The sequence below is a fragment of the Polynucleobacter sp. MWH-UH35A genome, from assembly GCF_018687075.1.
Lineage (GTDB): Bacteria > Pseudomonadota > Gammaproteobacteria > Burkholderiales > Burkholderiaceae > Polynucleobacter.
Map to the genome: position 1 here is coordinate 322,330 of NZ_CP061285.1, position 19,565 is coordinate 341,894.

17 protein-coding genes are annotated in these 19,565 nt (G+C 28.4%); all 17 read left to right on the plus strand.

What is annotated here, in order from left to right; translation table 11 throughout:
- Nucleotides 1–3: 3 nt before the first annotated feature.
- The 17 genes from ICV36_RS01760 to ICV36_RS01840 all read left to right on the plus strand — a co-directional run bounded on the left by ICV36_RS01760 (nt 4) and on the right by ICV36_RS01840 (nt 19,337).
- Complete coding sequence (locus tag ICV36_RS01760) at nt 4–1,035, plus strand: GDP-mannose 4,6-dehydratase (protein WP_215400841.1); 1,032 nt, start codon at nt 4–6, stop codon at nt 1,033–1,035.
- Nucleotide 1,036: 1 nt separating this feature from the next.
- Entirely contained in the window at nt 1,037–1,885 is an 849-nt protein-coding gene (locus tag ICV36_RS01765; protein ID WP_215400842.1) for a glycosyltransferase family A protein, read from the plus strand.
- Entirely contained in the window at nt 1,869–2,726 is an 858-nt protein-coding gene (locus ICV36_RS01770; RefSeq protein ID WP_215400843.1) for a hypothetical protein, read from the plus strand. Before ICV36_RS01765 ends, ICV36_RS01770 begins: the two co-directional genes overlap by 17 nt.
- Nucleotides 2,723–3,751 carry a glycosyltransferase family 2 protein gene (locus ICV36_RS01775; protein ID WP_215400844.1) on the plus strand — a complete coding sequence of 343 codons (1,029 nt, stop codon included), beginning with the start codon at nt 2,723–2,725 and terminating at the stop codon, nt 3,749–3,751. The genes ICV36_RS01770 and ICV36_RS01775 overlap by 4 nt, the downstream gene beginning before the upstream one ends.
- Nucleotides 3,744–5,786 carry a hypothetical protein gene (locus ICV36_RS01780; protein ID WP_215400845.1) on the plus strand — a complete coding sequence of 681 codons (2,043 nt, stop codon included), beginning with the start codon at nt 3,744–3,746 and terminating at the stop codon, nt 5,784–5,786. Before ICV36_RS01775 ends, ICV36_RS01780 begins: the two co-directional genes overlap by 8 nt.
- Before the next feature lie 38 nt (nt 5,787–5,824).
- Nucleotides 5,825–7,189, plus strand: coding sequence for a hypothetical protein (locus ICV36_RS01785; RefSeq protein WP_215400846.1), 1,365 nt, complete (start codon nt 5,825–5,827; stop codon nt 7,187–7,189).
- Between the two features lie 32 nt (nt 7,190–7,221).
- A complete protein-coding gene (locus ICV36_RS01790) occupies nt 7,222–8,328 on the plus strand; it encodes a UDP-N-acetylglucosamine 2-epimerase (protein WP_215400847.1) in 1,107 nt (368 codons plus the stop codon).
- Nucleotides 8,313–9,503 (plus strand): hypothetical protein, encoded by a 1,191-nt coding sequence (locus tag ICV36_RS01795; RefSeq protein WP_215400848.1) that lies wholly within the window; start codon nt 8,313–8,315, stop codon nt 9,501–9,503. Before ICV36_RS01790 ends, ICV36_RS01795 begins: the two co-directional genes overlap by 16 nt.
- Entirely contained in the window at nt 9,484–10,440 is a 957-nt protein-coding gene (locus ICV36_RS01800; protein WP_215400849.1) for a hypothetical protein, read from the plus strand. The genes ICV36_RS01795 and ICV36_RS01800 overlap by 20 nt, the downstream gene beginning before the upstream one ends.
- The gene (locus ICV36_RS01805) at nt 10,433–11,458 is read left to right on the plus strand and encodes a glycosyltransferase family A protein (protein ID WP_215400850.1); all 1,026 of its coding nucleotides are present in this window, start codon (nt 10,433–10,435) and stop codon (nt 11,456–11,458) included. Before ICV36_RS01800 ends, ICV36_RS01805 begins: the two co-directional genes overlap by 8 nt.
- Nucleotides 11,451–12,449, plus strand: a complete 999-nt coding sequence (locus tag ICV36_RS01810) for a hypothetical protein (protein WP_215400851.1) — start codon at nt 11,451–11,453, stop codon at nt 12,447–12,449. Before ICV36_RS01805 ends, ICV36_RS01810 begins: the two co-directional genes overlap by 8 nt.
- 24 nt (nt 12,450–12,473) lie before the next feature.
- Nucleotides 12,474–13,250 carry a hypothetical protein gene (locus tag ICV36_RS01815; RefSeq protein ID WP_215400852.1) on the plus strand — a complete coding sequence of 259 codons (777 nt, stop codon included), beginning with the start codon at nt 12,474–12,476 and terminating at the stop codon, nt 13,248–13,250.
- A 10-nt stretch (nt 13,251–13,260) separates the two neighbouring features.
- The gene (locus ICV36_RS01820; RefSeq protein WP_215400853.1) at nt 13,261–14,712 is read left to right on the plus strand and encodes a DUF2079 domain-containing protein; all 1,452 of its coding nucleotides are present in this window, start codon (nt 13,261–13,263) and stop codon (nt 14,710–14,712) included.
- A gap of 23 nt (nt 14,713–14,735) precedes the next feature.
- Nucleotides 14,736–15,833, plus strand: a complete 1,098-nt coding sequence (locus tag ICV36_RS01825) for a glycosyltransferase family 1 protein (RefSeq protein ID WP_215400854.1) — start codon at nt 14,736–14,738, stop codon at nt 15,831–15,833.
- A gap of 297 nt (nt 15,834–16,130) precedes the next feature.
- Nucleotides 16,131–16,853 (plus strand): class I SAM-dependent methyltransferase, encoded by a 723-nt coding sequence (locus ICV36_RS01830; protein WP_215400855.1) that lies wholly within the window; start codon nt 16,131–16,133, stop codon nt 16,851–16,853.
- A gap of 350 nt (nt 16,854–17,203) precedes the next feature.
- Nucleotides 17,204–18,139, plus strand: coding sequence for a UDP-glucuronic acid decarboxylase family protein (locus ICV36_RS01835; RefSeq protein WP_215400856.1), 936 nt, complete (start codon nt 17,204–17,206; stop codon nt 18,137–18,139).
- A gap of 28 nt (nt 18,140–18,167) precedes the next feature.
- Nucleotides 18,168–19,337 carry a nucleotide sugar dehydrogenase gene (locus tag ICV36_RS01840; protein ID WP_215400857.1) on the plus strand — a complete coding sequence of 390 codons (1,170 nt, stop codon included), beginning with the start codon at nt 18,168–18,170 and terminating at the stop codon, nt 19,335–19,337.
- Nucleotides 19,338–19,565 lie beyond the last annotated feature (228 nt).

A 19,565-nucleotide genomic window follows, 5' to 3' on the forward strand; every position in this document is an offset into this window, starting at 1 on the left:
AAGATGGGAAAAATTTTAATAACTGGTGGGGCTGGATTTATTGGATCTAACGCAGCATGTTATTTTTCTGAAAAGGGTTGGCAGGTTGTGGTTTTAGATAACCTCTCAAGAAAAGGTGCGAATATTAATTGTGAATTTATACAAGGACTACCAAACGTTATTTTTAAAAAAGGTGACATTAGGGATGTGAATTTGGTAAATCAGCTTATCAAGCAAGAGGGTTTTAATGCAATTTTGCATCTAGCGGGGCAGGTTGCAGTTACAACATCTCTGGTTGACCCTGAAGAAGATTTTGAGATTAATGCAAGAGGAACTTTTAATATCTTAGAGGCGATTAGAAAGCATAGCCCAAATACAGTTCTTATATATTCATCGACTAACAAAGTATATGGGAAGATGGAGAACACATCAGTTATTGAAAGGAATGGTCGATATGAATATGAAAATCTTCAGAATGGGATAAGCGAAGAATATCCTCTTTCATTTTACTCGCCTTATGGTTGCTCTAAAGGTGCTGGGGATCAATATGTTATTGATTACGCGAGAATATATGGCCTGCGAACGATATCGTTTAGGCAATCATGTATATACGGACCCCGTCAATTTGGCGTTGAAGATCAGGGGTGGATAGCATGGTTCACAATTGCCAGCATGCTTGGAAAATCTATAACAGTTTATGGAGATGGAAAGCAGATACGTGATGTTTTGCATGTCAGCGATTTGGTAAGGGCATATGATTTGGCGATACAGTACTCCGATAAGGCATCGGGACATGCTTTTAATATTGGTGGCGGAAAAAGTAATACCCTGTCACTAAATGAGCTGGTTAAAAAAATTGAAAAAGAATCCGGGGAAAAGATCGAATATATTCAATCTGATTGGCGTCCGGGCGATCAAAAAGTATTTGTATGTGATACATCCAAAATTAATAAATTTTTGGGTTGGAATGCGGTCGTAGGCGTAAATGATGGGTTGGGTGAGCTTTATTCATGGACAACTGAACATCTCGATGAAATTCGAAAAGCGCTAAGATAGAATGGATAAAATCAGCATCGTAGTAACTACCTACAAGTTTGAGGATACGCTTATGCGATGTTTAGATTCAATCAGCAATCAAGAATATGAAAACTATGAGTTGATAGTGGTTGATTCATCTAATGATAGTTGTATTAGAAAAATTGTAGAGCAGTATCCTAAGGCTAAATATATAAAATCCAAAAATTATGAAAGATCCGCAAAGAGAAATGAGGGGGCAGAATTAGCCGAGGGGAAATATTTGGCCATTATTGATAGCGATATGATTCTTGACAAGACTGTAATTTCTGAAAGTTACCAACGTTTTTCCGGTGACGAATCATTGAGAATGTTATGCATACCAGAAAGATCTAGTGGTCATGGATTTTGGAGTAGATGCAAATCTCTTGAAAGATCACTTTATGACAAAATTATTTGGATGCAGGCGGCTAGAGTTTTTAAAAGAGAAACCTTCATAGAATTCAACGGGTATGATCCGGAGAACATTGGCTCTGAAGATTACGAGCTCCCTAGAAGGGTGGAGTATAAGTACGGAACCAAGTGTCTTTCAATTATAGAAAGTAAGGTGACACAGCAAGAGGGAAAAATAACCTTGTTGGGACAGTTGAGAAAAAAAATGTATTACTCTAAATCTTTTGTAAAGTATTCACAGGGCATTGAAACAAAAGAATCTTTTAAGTTGCAGTCAAGTTTGGCTTATAGATATTGGATTTTTTTTAAACACAGTAACAAAGCAAGGGAAAATTTTCCCTTATGGGCGGGCGCCATACTCTTAAAAACATTAGAGTTTACTGCGGGTGGTTTGGGTTATATTTACTATAAATCAATGAGTTATGTCACAAAAAAGTGAGCTAATGTTTGTAGTTGGCTTTAGCAGGTTGGCGCAGAAAGTCACTCAGAGGCCCGACTTTAAAAAATATAAAAAAATAGTAATTTCAAGAAGAAGTGTTAAGGGTATAAGCTCAAAAAAAATAGATACTATTAAATATAAAAATAGGAAAAAAATTAAGCAGCTAATTTCAAAATATAGATCCATTATCGTTTTAAATACAAGCGCAAATTATGGACCGAGAAAGTTCAATGCTTGTTCCATGGTAGATGGGAATCATCTATTCCCCAAAAAAATATTAGAATACATACCCAGAAATAAAATTACTAAGGTAATAAATATTGATACAGCTTTAAATAAATTTGAAAATTATTATTCAGCAAGAAAAAAAAAGCATTTTAATTGGTTAAGATGCTATGCATTGAAACGAAAAATTAGTTTAATAAATTTAGTGGCTGAGTCATACTACTATCTTGATGGATCCCCCGGTTCATTGATAGATTATTTATATCATTGCATGCAAAATTCAGTAGTAGCAAAAATTAGGAATGGGGATCATCAAAGAGATTTTGTAAGTGCAAATCAGCTTTTTTATGCTATCAAAAGGTCTGTAGATATTCGATTGAGAAAAGGCTCATTAAGGAAAATAAATATTTGTACTGGAAAACTATACAAAATAAAAGATATACCCAAAATTCTTGAAAATAAATTTAATAAAACAATCGAAGTAGAAATTGAAACTTATCCATCAAAAAAAATGCAGCAAGTGTTTAGATCTAAATCACAATATAAATTAGAGACTTTCATTAAAAAAGGGGTGAAAAATCTCGAGGAAGATATGCAAATTCGGGGAACGATTTGATAAAGGTATCGGTAATAATCGTTAATTGGAATGGAAAAAAATGGCTGAAAGAATGCATAGAATCCATCTTAAGACAGGACTATCAAAATTTAGAAATAATATTTATTGATAATGCGTCAACAGATGATTCTGTGGATTTTATAAAAATAAATTATCCAAAAGTAATAGTAAAAGTTCTTAGTGAGAATTTTGGATTTGCAAAAGCAAACAATATAGGAAACCAAATTGCTAGCGGAGAATATATTCTGCTTTTGAATAACGATACAAAATTAAAACCAGACTGTATTAGTGAGATGGTGAAAGGATTTATTGCCAAAAAAAATGCAGGCGCTATTCAAGCAAAATTAGTAAGAATGGGTAATGAAGGTATTATCGACTCTTGCGGCTCATTTTTAACATTATCTACGATCCTCTATCACTATGGGGTTGGAAAAAAATCAAACAAAGATATATATTCACATCCTTTTCGCGTCTTTAGTAGCAAAGGGGCATGCATGATGATAAAAGCAGAGGCGATTAAAAAAGTTGGATTATTTGATGGCAGATATTGGTGCTACTATGAGGAATCGGATTTTTGTCACCGAATTATTAACAACGGTTTTGAGTGCTGGTATTGGCCAAATGCAGTATGTGAGCACCATGTTGGTGGAACTTCAGTCTTATTCGGCAGCGAGATTGTTCAATATCATAATTTGAAAAATAAATTATGCTCTTATATAAAGAATTTTTCGACAGCTATGAATGTAATACTTCTACCAACTGCAATTCTAGCTGCAATAATGCAATTTCTGCCGAGTATAATTAAGGGAAATTTTAAATCTATTAATGTATTATATTCGGCCGTAAGATGGAATTTAGTTAATATAAATGATACTTTGGCACTCAAAAAAAAATATGGTAGCAATAACTTCAATGCTGATATGACAGTACTTAAGAAATATATAAAAAGACCAGGATTAAGCTACTATCTAGCTTTATTTAAGGGCCTGGAAGAATATAATGATATTGAGATAGGTAGTGAATAAGTTATTTGAAATTAAACTAATATTCTTAGTTAATATTATCCTGGCATTAGTGGTATTTATAAGTTTTGGAAAATATTACTATATAGGAGGAGATGCTTCTCAATATTTTTATATTGATCCAAATTTATATACTAATGAGCAGTATTTATATAATATACATTGGGGTAATACCTTGGCTGGACAGGGGCAACAATTTACTCAAATTTATCAGTTGCCTTTTTTCTTCTTCATAAAAGTATTGAAATTTTTAACAATTGATGCAATTAATATTCAGGCACTTTTATTTTCCTTGAATATTTTAATTTCATACAACCTATTTTATTTAATAATAAAAAAATTAGGCCTTGAAAAAGAAAATAAATTAAATGTAATTTATATTTTTATTCCTCTATTATATATTTTAAATCCATACACTTATACAACAATCGCTACCCACGGGCTATACGCACATTTTTTAATCTCATATTTTCCAGTTTTTATTTATTGCATATTTTTATCTGGAAATATTGGAAAATTAATAATAATACCCATTAGCTATCTTTATTCTTTCGCATTATTTAGTATTCCGTGGGTAATAGGAACAGTAGTGTGCATATTTCCTTTTATAGTATATTTATTTATCAAATCAAGATTTAAATTAAAAATACTATTAACAATTTTTTTAATTGTCATGGTTAATCTGTTTTGGTTAATTCCTTTGATATGGCAAATACTTGGTAATGAAAGCTTATCTTTTGGATATGTATCAACAGAAACAACAAGAGCAGTATTGGCAGAGGTAACAAGTTTAAATAGCATCATATTTCCTTTAATGGGCATGTCAATGCCAAGATGGTATGAAAATAAACTAAGCTTATATCTAGGGTTTCTATACGGATTTATATTTATAGGTTTAATATCCAACTACATATTAAATTTAAAAAATAAATCAGCAATTAATTTGGCAATATTATTTAGTTGGTTTTTAGCAGTTTTTTTATATACATTAAATATTGGAATTTTAAGTAAGGAAATAGATTTTTATAGCACGCTACCTTTAGCGGGCCTATTCAAAAATAACTTTGATAAGTTTTCTCTTGGTTTGGGATTTACATCATCAATATTAATGGCTTTAATATTAGTTAATTTTTCTAAAAATAAATTTAATATTTGCGTTTTATTTCTTATTCTATATGTAATTGCGAATATAAATGGTGTAATTTATTCAGAACTAAAAACACCTCTATGGACAACAAATGAAACGTCTAGAAAATTGACTAGTCTATCAAAGCAATATACAGATTTAACAAAATACTTGTCCAATAAAGATGTTAAAAATATATTATTCTTACCATTAAATATGCCAGGTTATATGGTTATTAAAGGCGTAAATTTAGATGAAAATTATATAGGCGTACCAATTTTTAATCTAACAGAAAAAAATAAAATAGGATTTTGGGGAAAATTTAGTTTTGCCAATTATGAGAACTTTGATAGAGTTCAGCGATATATTAGAAATAATGAATCAAATAAATTACTTAATATTTTACAAAATTTTGGTATAAATACTATCGTATTTATAAAAAGTATTGATAATGATTTAAAAAATAGTTATTTATATAAAAATGGACCAGAAGATTTGTATGTGGATTCCTATAAAGTTATTGAATTATTAAAACCACAAGAAAAAATAAATTTAAATAGTGAATACGATATCTACAGAATAAATAATAAATATAATTTTCAAAATGGCATAAAGGGGAAGCCTGGCATTATTAATTATGCTTATGATGAAAAGGTGGTTACAGATGTAAATTTCAATAGTAGTATTCAGCTATATATTAATAACAAAAATCAAAATGAAAGAATTGAAAAGAATGATTACTATAATATAGAAATCAATTTAAGCGGTCTTAATAATAATGATATCAATTCTATATACTTATATTCACCGCAAGTTAAAACTTTAGTAAGTATTTCAAAAATGTGTGCAACATTTAGTCTATTAATATTTATACTTGCTATTACTTTATTTATTATTAAAATTAAAAGATAAATAATTCCATATATTTAGTTTTATAGTCTAGAGATATAATGAATAAAATAATAGGAAAAATTAAAAAATATCCATTATTAGAAATATTTTTTTTAATAATAATTTCAATAGGGATATTAGTAAGTATAATTCAATTAAAAACTACATGCGCTGTATTTGAGTGGTGTGGAATGGATATAGATCAATACTATGCAATTTCTACTTCAATTTTAAATAATTTCAGACCAGATATTAATTTAGGTTCAGTTTACAATCTTAGTAATAGCAAAGAATACTATCCTGAAGTCAGGGTGTCTCTTGGGTTCCCATATTTAATTGCTTTTTTGAGATTAATATATGATTCTCCTAAAGTTTTAATTATTTTTAATTACTTTTTATACATAACTGCTGCAATATTTTTATTCAAAATAATTATATTAACAAATATTAATAAATTTGTTGCTGCAATAATTGCATTATTTGTATTATTAAACCCTAATATCATTGCATCAATTGCATTGCCAGGGGTGGATCTACCAACAATCACAGTACTTCTTTTTATATTTCTTCAGCTTGTAAATGGTGAATACAATAATAAATTATTTTTTACATGCATCGCTGCATTATTTTCTTTAACACTTAGATCTAATTTATTTTTATTTATATTGCCTCTTTTTATTTTTAATATGTTAAGAAAGAGAAAATATATAATAATATTACTTGCATTATTTTTATTGTATTTAATATTATGTATTCGAACTTATTACTATACCGGGATTTTTTCAGTAACTGGCCATTTTGGACATTATTTTTCTGCTGAATATATAGCATTAGCTTGTCGAGAGCTAAAATTTGAGCCTTCATGCAGTTCAGAATTAATGAATTATTTTAATGATAAGTCGCTTCGTGTTGTATATACCGAGAATTGTATTGAAAATGGAGGTCAAGTTCTTAGATGTTATGGAGACTTAAATAAATACTTGACAAATGCTACCTTAGATTTTTTAAGGGGGAGGTATAGCTTCCTAATAAACCACTTTCTTATAGCTACAGGTTATTCTACAAATTACAGCTATTCTTCTTTTTATTTAAATTTCATTTATGCAAATTTTGACCATTTGCGTCAAATTTCTAATTCCTTAATGGGCAATACCAATTTAACATCTTTTTTGAAATGGACGGAGTACCTTCAATGGATTTCATTATTTCCACTTCCATTAACGCTCATTTGGGGTAAGTTTGATAGAGATCACAAATTTCTATTTTTATATATTAGTTTATTGATGGCATCAATAATATCAATATTTGTGCATGGCCTTTCTGCAGGCGCTAGAACAATACTTATTTTTTATCCACTATTACTAATTGTTGTTGCAGCAACTTATACTAATATAATCATATCTTTAAATAAAATTAAAGCATAAAAAATAAACTACTTAAAAAGATATAAATATAAATGAAAAATAATTTTATTTTTTATGTTGGTACAGAAGCAGAGTTGATTAAAATATTACCTGTATGTCGACGTTTGAGTGATAATAATATTAAATATATAATATTATGTAATGGTCAAAATTTTCTTTATGACTCAAATGTATTTGATGAGGTTACACATTCTAATGCAATATTTTTAACTGTTGGCAATATAAAATTTCCCTCAAATAAATTTATTTTTAGAGTTGCGTGGATGGTTGTATGGTTTTTAGGCGCAACTTATAAGACTAATAAATATATAAAAAATCTTAAGAAAGAAATAGATAATGTTTCGATAATTGTTCATGGAGATACAATATCAACATTTATTGGGTCAATTGTTGCGATAATAAATAGCTTAAAGCTATTTCATATTGAATCGGGACTAACAAGTAATAAAATCTTTACACCCTTTCCTGAGGAATTATGTAGGAGATTTGTAACCAAATATGCCACAGTCAGATTTACCCCCAGTATTGAATCCTTCTTATATGCAAAAAAATTAAACAATAAGACAGAAGTTATTAATACTTGTGGAAACACAATGTATGATGCTTTTACTGATTTAGCAATAAAGCCACATAAATCAATGGAGTTGTATTACCTTCTCATCATACATAGGCAGGAATCCCTACTTTCTCAAAATTTTGTTAAGAGTGTTCTAGAAATATGTTCCTCAAATAATGATAATATAAAATGTTATTTTGTAATGCATAAGCAAACTAAGGACTTCTTAATAAATATAAATATATATGATGAATTAAAAGAAAATAAAAGAATTAATTTATTGGATAGGCTACCTTTTAAAAACTTTATTGAACTTTTTATAGGGGCTGAATTTATAGCAACAGATGGCGGAACTAATCAAGAGGAGTCTTGTTACATAGGAAAGCCATGTTTTCTCTTGAGAAAAGAAACAGAAAGAGTGGAAGGTCTTGGGGGAAATGTAGTTATCCCCAAAAAAGATATAGTCTTGGAATTTAAATTATTTTTACAAAATTATAGGGAATTTATAAATAAACCCTTGAAGTATGATTCATCTCCTAGCGATAACATTGTAAGGTATCTTAAAAATTGCCTTATAAAATAATTTTTATTATAAGTGTTATTGGATACTCAATTGCACCATTTTTATATTATGATAATAATGTATTATTAATAGGTGGAGATGATATAAAGTTTGAGTTTTTTGATCCAGGATTAAATATAATTCATATTTTAAGTGGAGCTATTAATAATTCAAACTTAAGTCAAAGCAGCCTGATAACAGAAGTTTCAAATATTGGATATTATCTATTAATTTACTTAATAGATAAAATATCACCTATAAATACACAGCTAAGTTATCTAAGTTTACAGTTAAATTTAACATTTATTGGAATGTTATTTTTATTAAAAGAAACTGCAAAAAATTTAAGAGTAAAAATAAGCTTTATATGTATGATTTTACTAGCTAATTTATACGCGCTATCCCCCGTACTTGCAAGTACTCTAATGTCAACAAAATTACCGGTCATTACATATATATGGGGCATGCCACTTTTGATGGGATTGTTACTAAGATTTGTAAGAAAAGGTGATAAAATAACTTTAACTATTTCAATAATAGTCTTATTTGTTCAATCATCTATTTATGCATCCGTTCCATGGACTATTCCTCTACTGCCTTTGCTTGCCATTTATATATTTTTAGCATTAAGAGAAAATTATAAAAGAGCTATTATATTTCTAATTACTATTATTATAAATATATTTATTATTAATATTGATACCTTATATTTAACATTTATTGGCGGACTTTATTCAAATGGAATGTTTAGTATAGAGAGTATTAATGCTAGTAAACATATATCAATTAGCACTTCTGCCTTAAATAGTAATTATATAACATTAGCAGGACTCCCTGTAAATTTATTTATTGGTTATTATAAAAATTCAAGTATTTACTTAAACTACTTAAATATTATTATAATAATTATCATTAGTTTGTTCTGCATATTTCAAATGCTGATAAATAAAAAAAGTAAAAAATTAAATAAATTTTTCAAACTAATAGCATTAAATTTTATAATAATAAATTACCTATATAATGGATTTGGACATTTAAACTTATACTTTTCAAATGCTATGGAAAATGCTAAATTCTTAATAATTTGGCGCAATAGCTATGATAAATTTTCTATAGCCCAATCTATTTCATTTATACTTTTGATGTTTGCCATGTATACATTTGTCACTAATTATAATGATGAAAAAATTAAATAGAATAGTGGTGACATTTCTATGCATTGCCTTAATATCTATTTTGTATATTTTTATTAATTTTGATATAAATTTAATAAAAAATAATGAGAAATCTGGTGTAAAAAGGTTATTTATAAAGGAGTACATCCACGAGATCATAAATTTGAATATTAATGGAAATTTTCTATTTTTTCCTATTTCCAATATAAATTATCTTGTACTATTAGACAGCAATAACACTTACGCCGGTTCAAATTTCTTATATAAATATACAAATTTTCATTCATATACTGGTTATGAATCACTAACAATAAACCACGATTTAATTAAAAGAAATATTGTAAAAAATAATTATAAAGATATTTGCAATTTAATTATTGATAATAAAATTAATTTTGTAATTTATAATAAAAATATAATTTCTAATAAAAAAGCCTATCCATATTTTAGTTTTTATAATGAAGGCGATTTAATATTTGATAATAAAAGTAAGTTATTTAACTTAATATCTGATAAGGAGGTGGTTAAGGAAACCAATAATTTTATACTTTATAAGATCAACAAAAAATTAGAAAATAATTTTGCTTATACAGAATTCAATGATAACCTTATACAGGATAGTTGTGCATCTAGGGAAAAGAGAAAAATACCGTACATAATTATTGGCAATCAGATTAAGCTAGATACTCTTAACACTAAAAATTTAATTATCAATGTGGAATATTTTAAAAATAAAAAAGTACAAATAGACCCTTTCTCATGTAATGATTTAGGAATTTTTAAAATTGATAATAAATTAATATTAGAAAATAATAAAAACTGTAAAAATATTATTTTCTTTTTATCTGATGATATATCATTTCCAAAATATCAATATTTAGAAATCATTAAGATTTGTACTCTTCTATTTGTATTTATATTGATTATTATATTATATAATTACATAGAAAATGATTAATTTAACTATATGCATTGCAACTTATAATTCAGAGTTGGTGTTGGAGCGCTGCCTAAAATCTATTTATAGACAGAATATTTCGGACCTTAAAATTGAAATATTAATTGTAGATGGTGGTTCTAGTGATTCTACAATTAATATTGCCAATAAATATGAATGCAAAATTATCAATAACGAGTTAGTAGAGCCAGGGTACGCTAAGTATTTAGGTTATATAAATGCAAAAGGAGATTATCTTTTATATATAGACTCAGATGAAATAATTGTATCTAATAGTAGTATTTTAAAAAAAATTGAGTTACTAGATATATATAAAGATAAGGCTGTAATTGCATTGTCTTCTGGGTATATAACAGATGGAAATAGTAATCAAATTAATTACTATATAAATGAATTTGGAGACCCATACTCATTCTATTTATATAGAATGAGTAAACAGCCTAACTTTTATGCTTCATTTTTAAATAAATATTTTTATAAAGTCAAAGATAATTCTATATATGCGATATATAATACATCTAATTTAAAAAAAGAAGTTCTGATTGAAATCGTAGCGCTTTCAACGATAATCAATCTAAGTCAAATCAAAATTAAATATCCATTTTTAACGAATGAAGCAAGGTTAACACCACATCTATACTACATAACTAAGGAGGATTTTTGTTATTTAATATATATGAAAAAAGATGAAATAATTCATACTCCATCCCATAGTTTTTTAGGTTATCTTCGCAAGATAAGATCTAGAGTAATTGCTAATATTTATTTCAAAAATAAATCTGGTTTACATGGTAGAAAGTTATATTATAAAAACTATAGGTTAAAGCAACTTAAAATCGTAATTAATGCATTATTAGTAATTCCAATAATAATAGATGCGTTATATCTCGCTATTACACGAAAACGTGTTTATTATTTAATTCATTTTATATTATTTTACTATATGTTTTTTATAGTAATATATTACTTATCATTTTATTATTTTTACAAACACAAAGCTAATCGTGTATATGGGTAAAAAATATTTTCTTACAGTTCTATTTTTAGTAATTTCAATTTTTTTTGTTAAATCACTTTCAAATAGTTCTAACTTTATACAATACCTTAATATATTTCCTCAATACATACTTGGCAATTATTATGAGTATAATACTGTTAATCAAAATAGATATGTTTATAAGTTAAGAAATATACAAATAAATCAATCCATTCTAATTAGTCCAAATCATTTAAATAATCTTGAAACGGTAGTTTTGGTATATAAAAGTCAAGGAAGTGAAGTATTAATAAAATTTGATTATTATAATTCAAAATATAGTGATCTAAAAAGCTTATGTATAAAGCCTCTTCTTGATAATATATTTATAGATAAAATTACATTTTTTTTTAATAAAGATGTTAAGTATAATGATATTAAAATAAATGCTATTGAATCAGGTTTGTGTAACGTTAAAAATAAAACAAATATACTTAATAAATTTACAATAAGCGGTAATCCAACCGTAGTTATTACCGATAATATAATAAATAAAGCATATAAATTTTTAAACACTATTAACTTTGATGTATTTTTTTATGTAATTTTTCTTGTTATTTTATTTATAATATCAATTATTAATATAACAAATGGTTTTAATAAATTTAAAGGATGCACTTATACTTCATTTTTTTTATTAATAAAATTAATTAAAAGTAATTTTTCTCTTAGTATATTTTTAAAATTTATTTTTATTTTTTTAATATTATTATTTTATATTTTATTATCGAATTTATTTTTAGAATATAAATTTATAAATTTGTCCATTGGAATTTTTCTAATATTTTTAATTAATATTTATTTTTTTAAAAAACATATTATTATTTTAATATATTTTATTTTATTGGCTTCATTAATATTATTTAATTTTAATTTATATGATCAAAGTAGATATTTTGGTGCGCTAATTTATTTCTATTTATTGATAGTATTTTTTAAATATACATACATTAGTTTCTTGAAATTAAAATAGTTTTTTTCTTAGTTATAATAAAAAATGAATTCTGATTGTGCTGTTGTAGTTTTATCATGTGATAAATACAGTGATGTGTGGCCATTTACATTGGCATCACTAGAAAGATACTATGATAATTTTAATAAAATTTATTTTGTTAGCAATGAAATAGAGGTAATACAAGATAATATTACGAATATTAAGGTTGGCGCAGATTTAAACTGGAGTTCTTCACTAATTAAAGCCTTAAATATGATAAGTGAAAAATATTTGCTTATATTGCTTGAGGATATGATCATAGATTCGAATGTTAATAATGAAACCCTTTTGTACGGTTATTCTCTAATTGAATCTAATTCTTTTCAGCACTTACAGTTTAGTAATTTTAAAAAACCAAATGTACGTTATTTGAATGAGAAATTAGGAGTGTATGATGTTGGTGCTCCATATTCTGTTAATGTTATGGGATATTGGAACAAAGATATATTAAGTAAGTTGCTAATTGAAGGTGAAAGTCCATGGAATTTTGAGGTTTTTGGATCTTATAGGATGCAGTATTTTGGTAAATCTGGTTCAATTATTCCAAGCCCTTTTAATTATTTACATTTAATTGAAAAAGGACGTTGGATTCCAGGCATATGCCGTATTTTAAATATAAAATATCCAGATATTTCAACTAAAAATAGAAGAGATTCGACTGGTGGTTATAAATTTTTAAGCCAAATTAAATCATTTCTATTCAATAGTATTTCAAATATACCATGGAAATATAGACTTTATTTTACTAATATTTTTAGGAAATTATTTGGTACTTATTAAAAATGATGACATGACTAAGTTTCTAAAGTTTATCTTTGCCTTCTTTGTTCTGTTATTACCTTTATTAAAGCTGCATAATAATAATTATAATTATTTTGATTTTGGTATTTATTTAAGAAATATTTACCATTTGCAAAATAATATTAATTATATGTTTGAGGGACATGTGCAGCCATTTACATATTTTTATTCCCTATTTTTATATATAATTCCCTTTGATTTATTGCCGGTATTAATGGTGCTAAGTCAATCATTTGTAGTTATATATGTAGCTTTTAAAATTGATAAATTATTTGGTAGAGTTAATTTCGTAACTTTTATTCTATACATACCTATATGGACGTTAGTACTTGTTGATTTTCATTATGAATTTTTCTTACTATTAATAATTCTGAATTTTTATTTAAATATAGAAAATAATAATTATTTAATATCTTTCTTCTGGATATTATCCTCCTTATTAATTAAAGAAATTTATTCATTACTTTTAATCTCTTCGTCATTTATTTACTTATATTTATCTTTTAATCCTAATAATAAATTAGATAAATTTATACTAAGAGTTTTTGCTATATCTTTATTTTTAATTGGTGTTTTATATTTTTTAATAAGTTATTTATATATTATTCCATTATATGGTGGCAGTGATTCTGGATTTGGATTCGATTCAACTACATTTTTAATTGACGATTTAAAATTAGATAGTTTACTCAATAATAATTTTATTCATATAATATTTGAAAGTATTAGATTTGATTTTATAAATAAGTTTAAGTTTTTTTTGTTAATATTTTATCCCCTAATATTTTTCTTTCAAAAGAAGAAAAATTTAAGATACATATTACTTACATCTCCATTTTTTTTGATTTCTTTAGTTTCAGTCCTACCAAATCACCATGATATTTTTTCCCATTACACTACTGTATTTATAATGCCAGTAATACTTATGTCGGGCACTCTTTCTAAATTTTATATTTTAAATTCATCACGTTCACTTAAATACACATATTTTCTTTACTTGTTAATTTTTAATATCCTCTTTTCTATTTCCCCATTGTCAAGATTATTCTTTTCAGATAAGAGCTTTGAATTTAATTTCAATAGATATTTATTTGAAAATCACGAAAGCAAATTTGATAATTTAATTTGCGATAACTTTGATTTGAATAATAATTATATTGTGCAAAATAATTTTAATTTTTTATGTCTTGCAAAAAGTAATACATATTTACCATTTCCAGAGGGTCTTTCTAATTTAACTTCAAAAAATAATGCAGATACTTTTGTTATCCTAAATACCAAAAGACCATTATTTATCTTAGATAAGGGCTGTTCATATATCAATGGAATTTGTACAAATCAAAATATAGAAAATATTTACTATGATTTTTTAAAATATAAATTAGGTAATATCCAACCAATTTATAATTATAATGGTGCTTTAATTTATAAATTACATTAATTTAATTAGATAGCCATTTAAATATGAATATAAAAATAGCAATAGATGCAAGACATCTTAGTGAAGAACTAACTGGTATAGGGCGTTATGTGTATGAAATTATTTCTCGACTTATAAGAAATGGCGCTAATGTCGAATGGCATTTATATTCTCATAGAGAAATAATAGTTGGCAATTGGGATCATAGTAATGTTTATATTCATCATTGTCGAATAAAAAATAGAATTTTGAGAATGTTATGGGCACAATTTTATTTACCTATTTGTTTAAAAAGGGATAATATAAATATATTTTGGTCTCCCGCTCATAGGATTCCATTTTTTATTAATAGGTCAATCCGATGCGTTGTAACCATACACGACTTTGTTTGGAAGTATTCACCCAAAACTATGAGGTTTTTAAGTAGATATTTGGATACGTTATTAATGCCTATGTCCATAAAAATTGCTAATAAGGTTATTTGCGTCTCTAACTCTACTAAAAATGATATAGTCATTAATTACCCTAAATTTACTCCTAAGTTAATTACCATATATGAAGCCCCCACCATTTTATCTAGGTTAAAAATTACAAATTTATCTAAGGATCCATTTATTTTATTTGTAGGTACATTAGAGCCTAGAAAAAATCTTGAGAGACTCCTTGCGGCTTTTAAATTATTAATTTCAAATTATGATGGGACATTAAAATTAAATTTAGTAGGTGGCAAAGGTTGGGGTAAAGTTAATATAGCGAATTTAATTATTGATATGGGTTTAATTAACAATGTTAATGTTTTAGGCTATGTACGCGATGAAGAGCTATTTGATTTATATAGTAATGCTCTTTTTACGGCAATGCCTTCCTTATATGAGGGATTTGGATTGCCAATACTTGAGTCTTATTCTTGTGGAACCCCCGTTTTAACATCAAACAATTCTTCTATGCTAGAAATTGGCGGCTCTGCTGCCCATTTTGTAGATCCATATTCTATTAATAGTATAAAAGATGGCCTAGAAAAGCTTATCTATGATGTGGATTATTTAAATGCACTTAAATTAAATACCTACTTCGAGTCCTCTAAATATTCATGGGAAAAAGCTGCAGATGAGACTTTTATGTGCTTAATGTCCTCCGACTAATAATTATTCATGATTTATTTATATAAAACTCTTCTTTTAAATGGGCTCTAATGAGTTCAAAAGGTGCTATCAATGAAAAGTTGTATTGTTTGTGGGTTTCCAATAATGCCTCTTTTGGTTGCCGAAGAAAGGATGCATGGTCTTAAAGGGAATTTTAAATATAACCGCTGTTCTAATTGTGAATTAATCCAAATTCATGATATACCGGCTAATCTTGGGCAGTATTACATTAATTACTATGGGAGATTACGACTCAATACTAGCAGTTTAATATTCAGTCTAAGGCGAATGAGATTTATGGCAAAGTTTTATGGACGCTATGGACTTGGAGCGATTATTGAATATTTTCTTGAAGATAGCTTAGGAAGTACATACAGAAGATTGGGTTTAGATAAAAATTCTAGAATTTTAGATATTGGTTGTGCCGATGGTTTCTTGCCTTATATGCTGGCTGAGGCTGGATTCAAAAATGTTACTGGTATTGACCCCTACATTCAGTCTGATGCAACATATGAAAACGGTGCAAAAGTTTTTAAAAAGGAATTATGTGAATGTACGGATGGTATGTATGATGTGATTACTTTAAATCATGTATTTGAGCATCTCCCTGACCAATTGGAAACTTTGGTAGAAATAAAACGTTTATTAAGTAATGGTGGCAAGTTAGTAATACGCATTCCAACATCAACATCAGATGCATTTGAAAAGTTTAATGCGCACTGGTATCAATTAGATGCACCAAGACATCTGTATTTGCACAGTCATAAAAGCATTATTGAGCTTTTAAATAAGGCAGGATTTAAATCTATTGATTTATTTTGCGACTCGACAATATGGCAGTATTACTCAAGCGAATTGTATTTAAAAGACTATCCTTTTAATGTTCACATGAAAAAATATTTAATTAATATTCCTCGCCTTTTACTTACAGGTGGATTAAATAGGTATAAGAAAAAGGTTTTAGAAGTTAATGCCAAGCTTAGAGGCGACCAAATTGTAGTTGTAGCAATAAGGAAGTAGTTTTTTGAATATTCGAAAAATAAGCATTTATCTTTCAGCGGTATTGAGCGCTATATTACTTTTGTATGTGGTAATAATAGTCTTTGATATTTTTTTTCAATATGCAATCATCCAATAATACATTCTAATTGAATCTACGTCATAAATTGCAGAATGCGCCGAAAGCAAAATAAAAAAGATGGAAAATAGAAAACCAAATTGGCGATTTGGCGAAAGAAATTTGGAAGATTGCATTGTATTTTCTAATTGATTAAATATAAAAATTTTATAAATGTTATTATTAATAAAAATAATCGTACAATAATAAGTAGCTATACTACATAGTAAAATAATATCAAACATATGTCACTATGAACAAAATCCTCATCACTGGCGGCGCAGGCTTTTTAGGCTCACACCTGACCGAAAAACTCCTAAAAGAAGGTAATGATGTTTTGGTAGTGGATAACTACTTCACGGGCTCCAAAGAGAACTTGGCGCATCTATTGCCTAATCCACGCTTAGAACTCATGCGCCATGATGTGACCTTCCCGCTCTATGTGGAAACCAATCAGATTTATAACTTGGCCTGCCCAGCCTCGCCTGTGCACTATCAGTATGACCCAGTGCAAACGACCAAGACTAGCGTGCATGGTGCAATCAATATGTTGGGTTTGGCTAAAAGAACCCGGGCGCGTATCTTGCAGGCATCAACGAGTGAAGTGTATGGTGATCCAGAAGTGCATCCACAGCCAGAAGAATATTGGGGGAAAGTCAATCCTATTGGGATTCGCTCTTGCTACGATGAAGGCAAGCGCTGTGCAGAGACCCTATTTTTCGATTACAACCGTCAGCACAATCTCGATATTAAAGTGGTGCGGATCTTTAATACCTATGGTCCTCGCATGCATCCCAATGATGGTCGGGTAGTTAGTAACTTTATTGTCCAAGCCTTGCAAGGCAAAGACATCACGATTTATGGTGATGGTCAGCAAACCAGAAGCTTTTGCTATGTCGATGACTTAATTGACGCTATGGTCAAAATGATGAACTCCGAAGAAGGTTTTACTGGGCCAGTCAATATTGGTAATCCAGGCGAGTTCACCATGCTGCAGCTTGCAGAAGCCGTTCTAAAGCTATCAGGTAGTAAATCGAAAATCATTCATCAGCCGTTACCATCAGACGATCCAAAACAGCGTCAGCCTAACATTGAATTAGCAAAGGCGAAGCTCGGCTGGCAGCCCAAGGTTAATCTTGAAGACGGTCTAAAAGAGACCATTGCCTACTTTAAGAAGGTTGTGGGGTAAGTTAGTTTTTAAGAATTGAAAGTTTTTTATGAAAATAGCAGTCGTTGGCACTGGTTATGTTGGCTTATCAAATGCCATATTACTCTCTCAAAATCATGAAATAGTTTCGTTGGATATTGACTTTAAGAGAGTAGAAAATCTCAATAAAAAAATATTACCCATTCACGATGAAGAAATGGCTCTTTTCTTGCGTGACAAGCCATTAAATTTGCGGGCAACTTTAGAAAAGAATGATGCATATGATAATGCGCGATATGTCATTATTGCCACGCCAACCGATTATGACGAAGAAACAAATTACTTTAACACCAGCTCTATTGAATCTGTTGCTAAAGATGTCATGCACATTAATCCAACTGCGGTAATGGTGATTAAATCAACTATACCCGTCGGCTTTGTTGAGAGTTTGCGAGAAAAATTAAATTGCCAGAATATTATTTTCTCACCAGAATTTTTACGTGAAGGTAAGGCTCTGCATGACAATTTATATCCATCTAGAATTGTTGTGGGGGAGCGCTCCGAGCGAGCTGAGATATTTGCAAATCTATTAAAAGAGGGTGCTCTCAAAAAAGATATTCCGACTTTGTTTACTGGACCCACGGAGGCGGAGGCGATTAAATTATTTGCTAATACCTATCTAGCGATGCGTGTGGCGTATTTTAATGAAATTGATACCTATGCCTCTATTCATCATTTAGATCCACGAGAAATTATTGAGGGTGTAGGGTTAGATCCTAGAGTTGGTAAGCACTATAACAATCCGTCCTTTGGTTATGGCGGTTATTGCTTACCAAAAGATACCAAGCAGTTATTGGCTAACTATGATGCCGTGCCGCAGAATTTAATTCAGGCCATTGTTAGTGCAAATTCAACTCGTAAAGATTTTGTAGCGAGTGAAATTCTTAAAAAGAAGCCTGAGGTAGTAGGTATCTACCGCTTGGTTATGAAGGCTGGTTCAGATAATTGGCGTGCTTCGAGTATTCAGGGAATTATGAAGCGAATAAAGGCCAGGGGAATTAAAGTTATTATTTATGAACCTATGTTTACTGAGGACAATTTTTTTAACTCAAAAGTTATTTCTGATATCGAGCGGTTTAAGAATGAATCGGATTTAATTATTACTAATCGTATTAGTCCAGAGCTCGATGATGTGTCTAGCAAAGTATATACAAGAGATCTATTTGGCGTTGATTCATAGGTGGATTTAACTTGTGTCAATGTCAAGTTTTTATGTCTTATGTTTAAGTAAGTAATTCACAAAAAAGATATTTGACACAATGATTTCTAAGGCTGTTTCATGGGGATTTCTTCAAAGAGGTGCCTGGCAACTTTAAGTCTCGCTTTGCTTCTATCGCAAAAGAAAAATATCATAGACCTAAATAGTATGCCAGCATGGTATGTGAGTCTTAATATGAATGGTTTATCT

What these genes read in the sequence shown, in the direction of transcription:
- ICV36_RS01765 (WP_215400842.1), top strand. Translation starts at nt 1,037, where the DNA reads ATGGATAAAATCAGCATCGTAGTAACTACCTACAAGTTTGAGGATACG.
- ICV36_RS01835 (WP_215400856.1), top strand. Translation starts at nt 17,204, where the DNA reads ATGAACAAAATCCTCATCACTGGCGGCGCAGGCTTTTTAGGCTCACAC.
- ICV36_RS01770 (WP_215400843.1), top strand. Translation starts at nt 1,869, where the DNA reads ATGTCACAAAAAAGTGAGCTAATGTTTGTAGTTGGCTTTAGCAGGTTG.
- ICV36_RS01815 (WP_215400852.1), top strand. Translation starts at nt 12,474, where the DNA reads ATGAATTCTGATTGTGCTGTTGTAGTTTTATCATGTGATAAATACAGT.
- ICV36_RS01785 (WP_215400846.1), top strand. Translation starts at nt 5,825, where the DNA reads ATGAATAAAATAATAGGAAAAATTAAAAAATATCCATTATTAGAAATA.
- ICV36_RS01830 (WP_215400855.1), top strand. Translation starts at nt 16,131, where the DNA reads ATGGCAAAGTTTTATGGACGCTATGGACTTGGAGCGATTATTGAATAT.
- ICV36_RS01825 (WP_215400854.1), top strand. Translation starts at nt 14,736, where the DNA reads ATGAATATAAAAATAGCAATAGATGCAAGACATCTTAGTGAAGAACTA.
- ICV36_RS01800 (WP_215400849.1), top strand. Translation starts at nt 9,484, where the DNA reads ATGATGAAAAAATTAAATAGAATAGTGGTGACATTTCTATGCATTGCC.
- ICV36_RS01840 (WP_215400857.1), top strand. Translation starts at nt 18,168, where the DNA reads ATGAAAATAGCAGTCGTTGGCACTGGTTATGTTGGCTTATCAAATGCC.
- ICV36_RS01760 (WP_215400841.1), top strand. Translation starts at nt 4, where the DNA reads ATGGGAAAAATTTTAATAACTGGTGGGGCTGGATTTATTGGATCTAAC.
- ICV36_RS01810 (WP_215400851.1), top strand. Translation starts at nt 11,451, where the DNA reads ATGGGTAAAAAATATTTTCTTACAGTTCTATTTTTAGTAATTTCAATT.
- ICV36_RS01820 (WP_215400853.1), top strand. Translation starts at nt 13,261, where the DNA reads ATGACTAAGTTTCTAAAGTTTATCTTTGCCTTCTTTGTTCTGTTATTA.
- ICV36_RS01805 (WP_215400850.1), top strand. Translation starts at nt 10,433, where the DNA reads ATGATTAATTTAACTATATGCATTGCAACTTATAATTCAGAGTTGGTG.
- ICV36_RS01790 (WP_215400847.1), top strand. Translation starts at nt 7,222, where the DNA reads ATGAAAAATAATTTTATTTTTTATGTTGGTACAGAAGCAGAGTTGATT.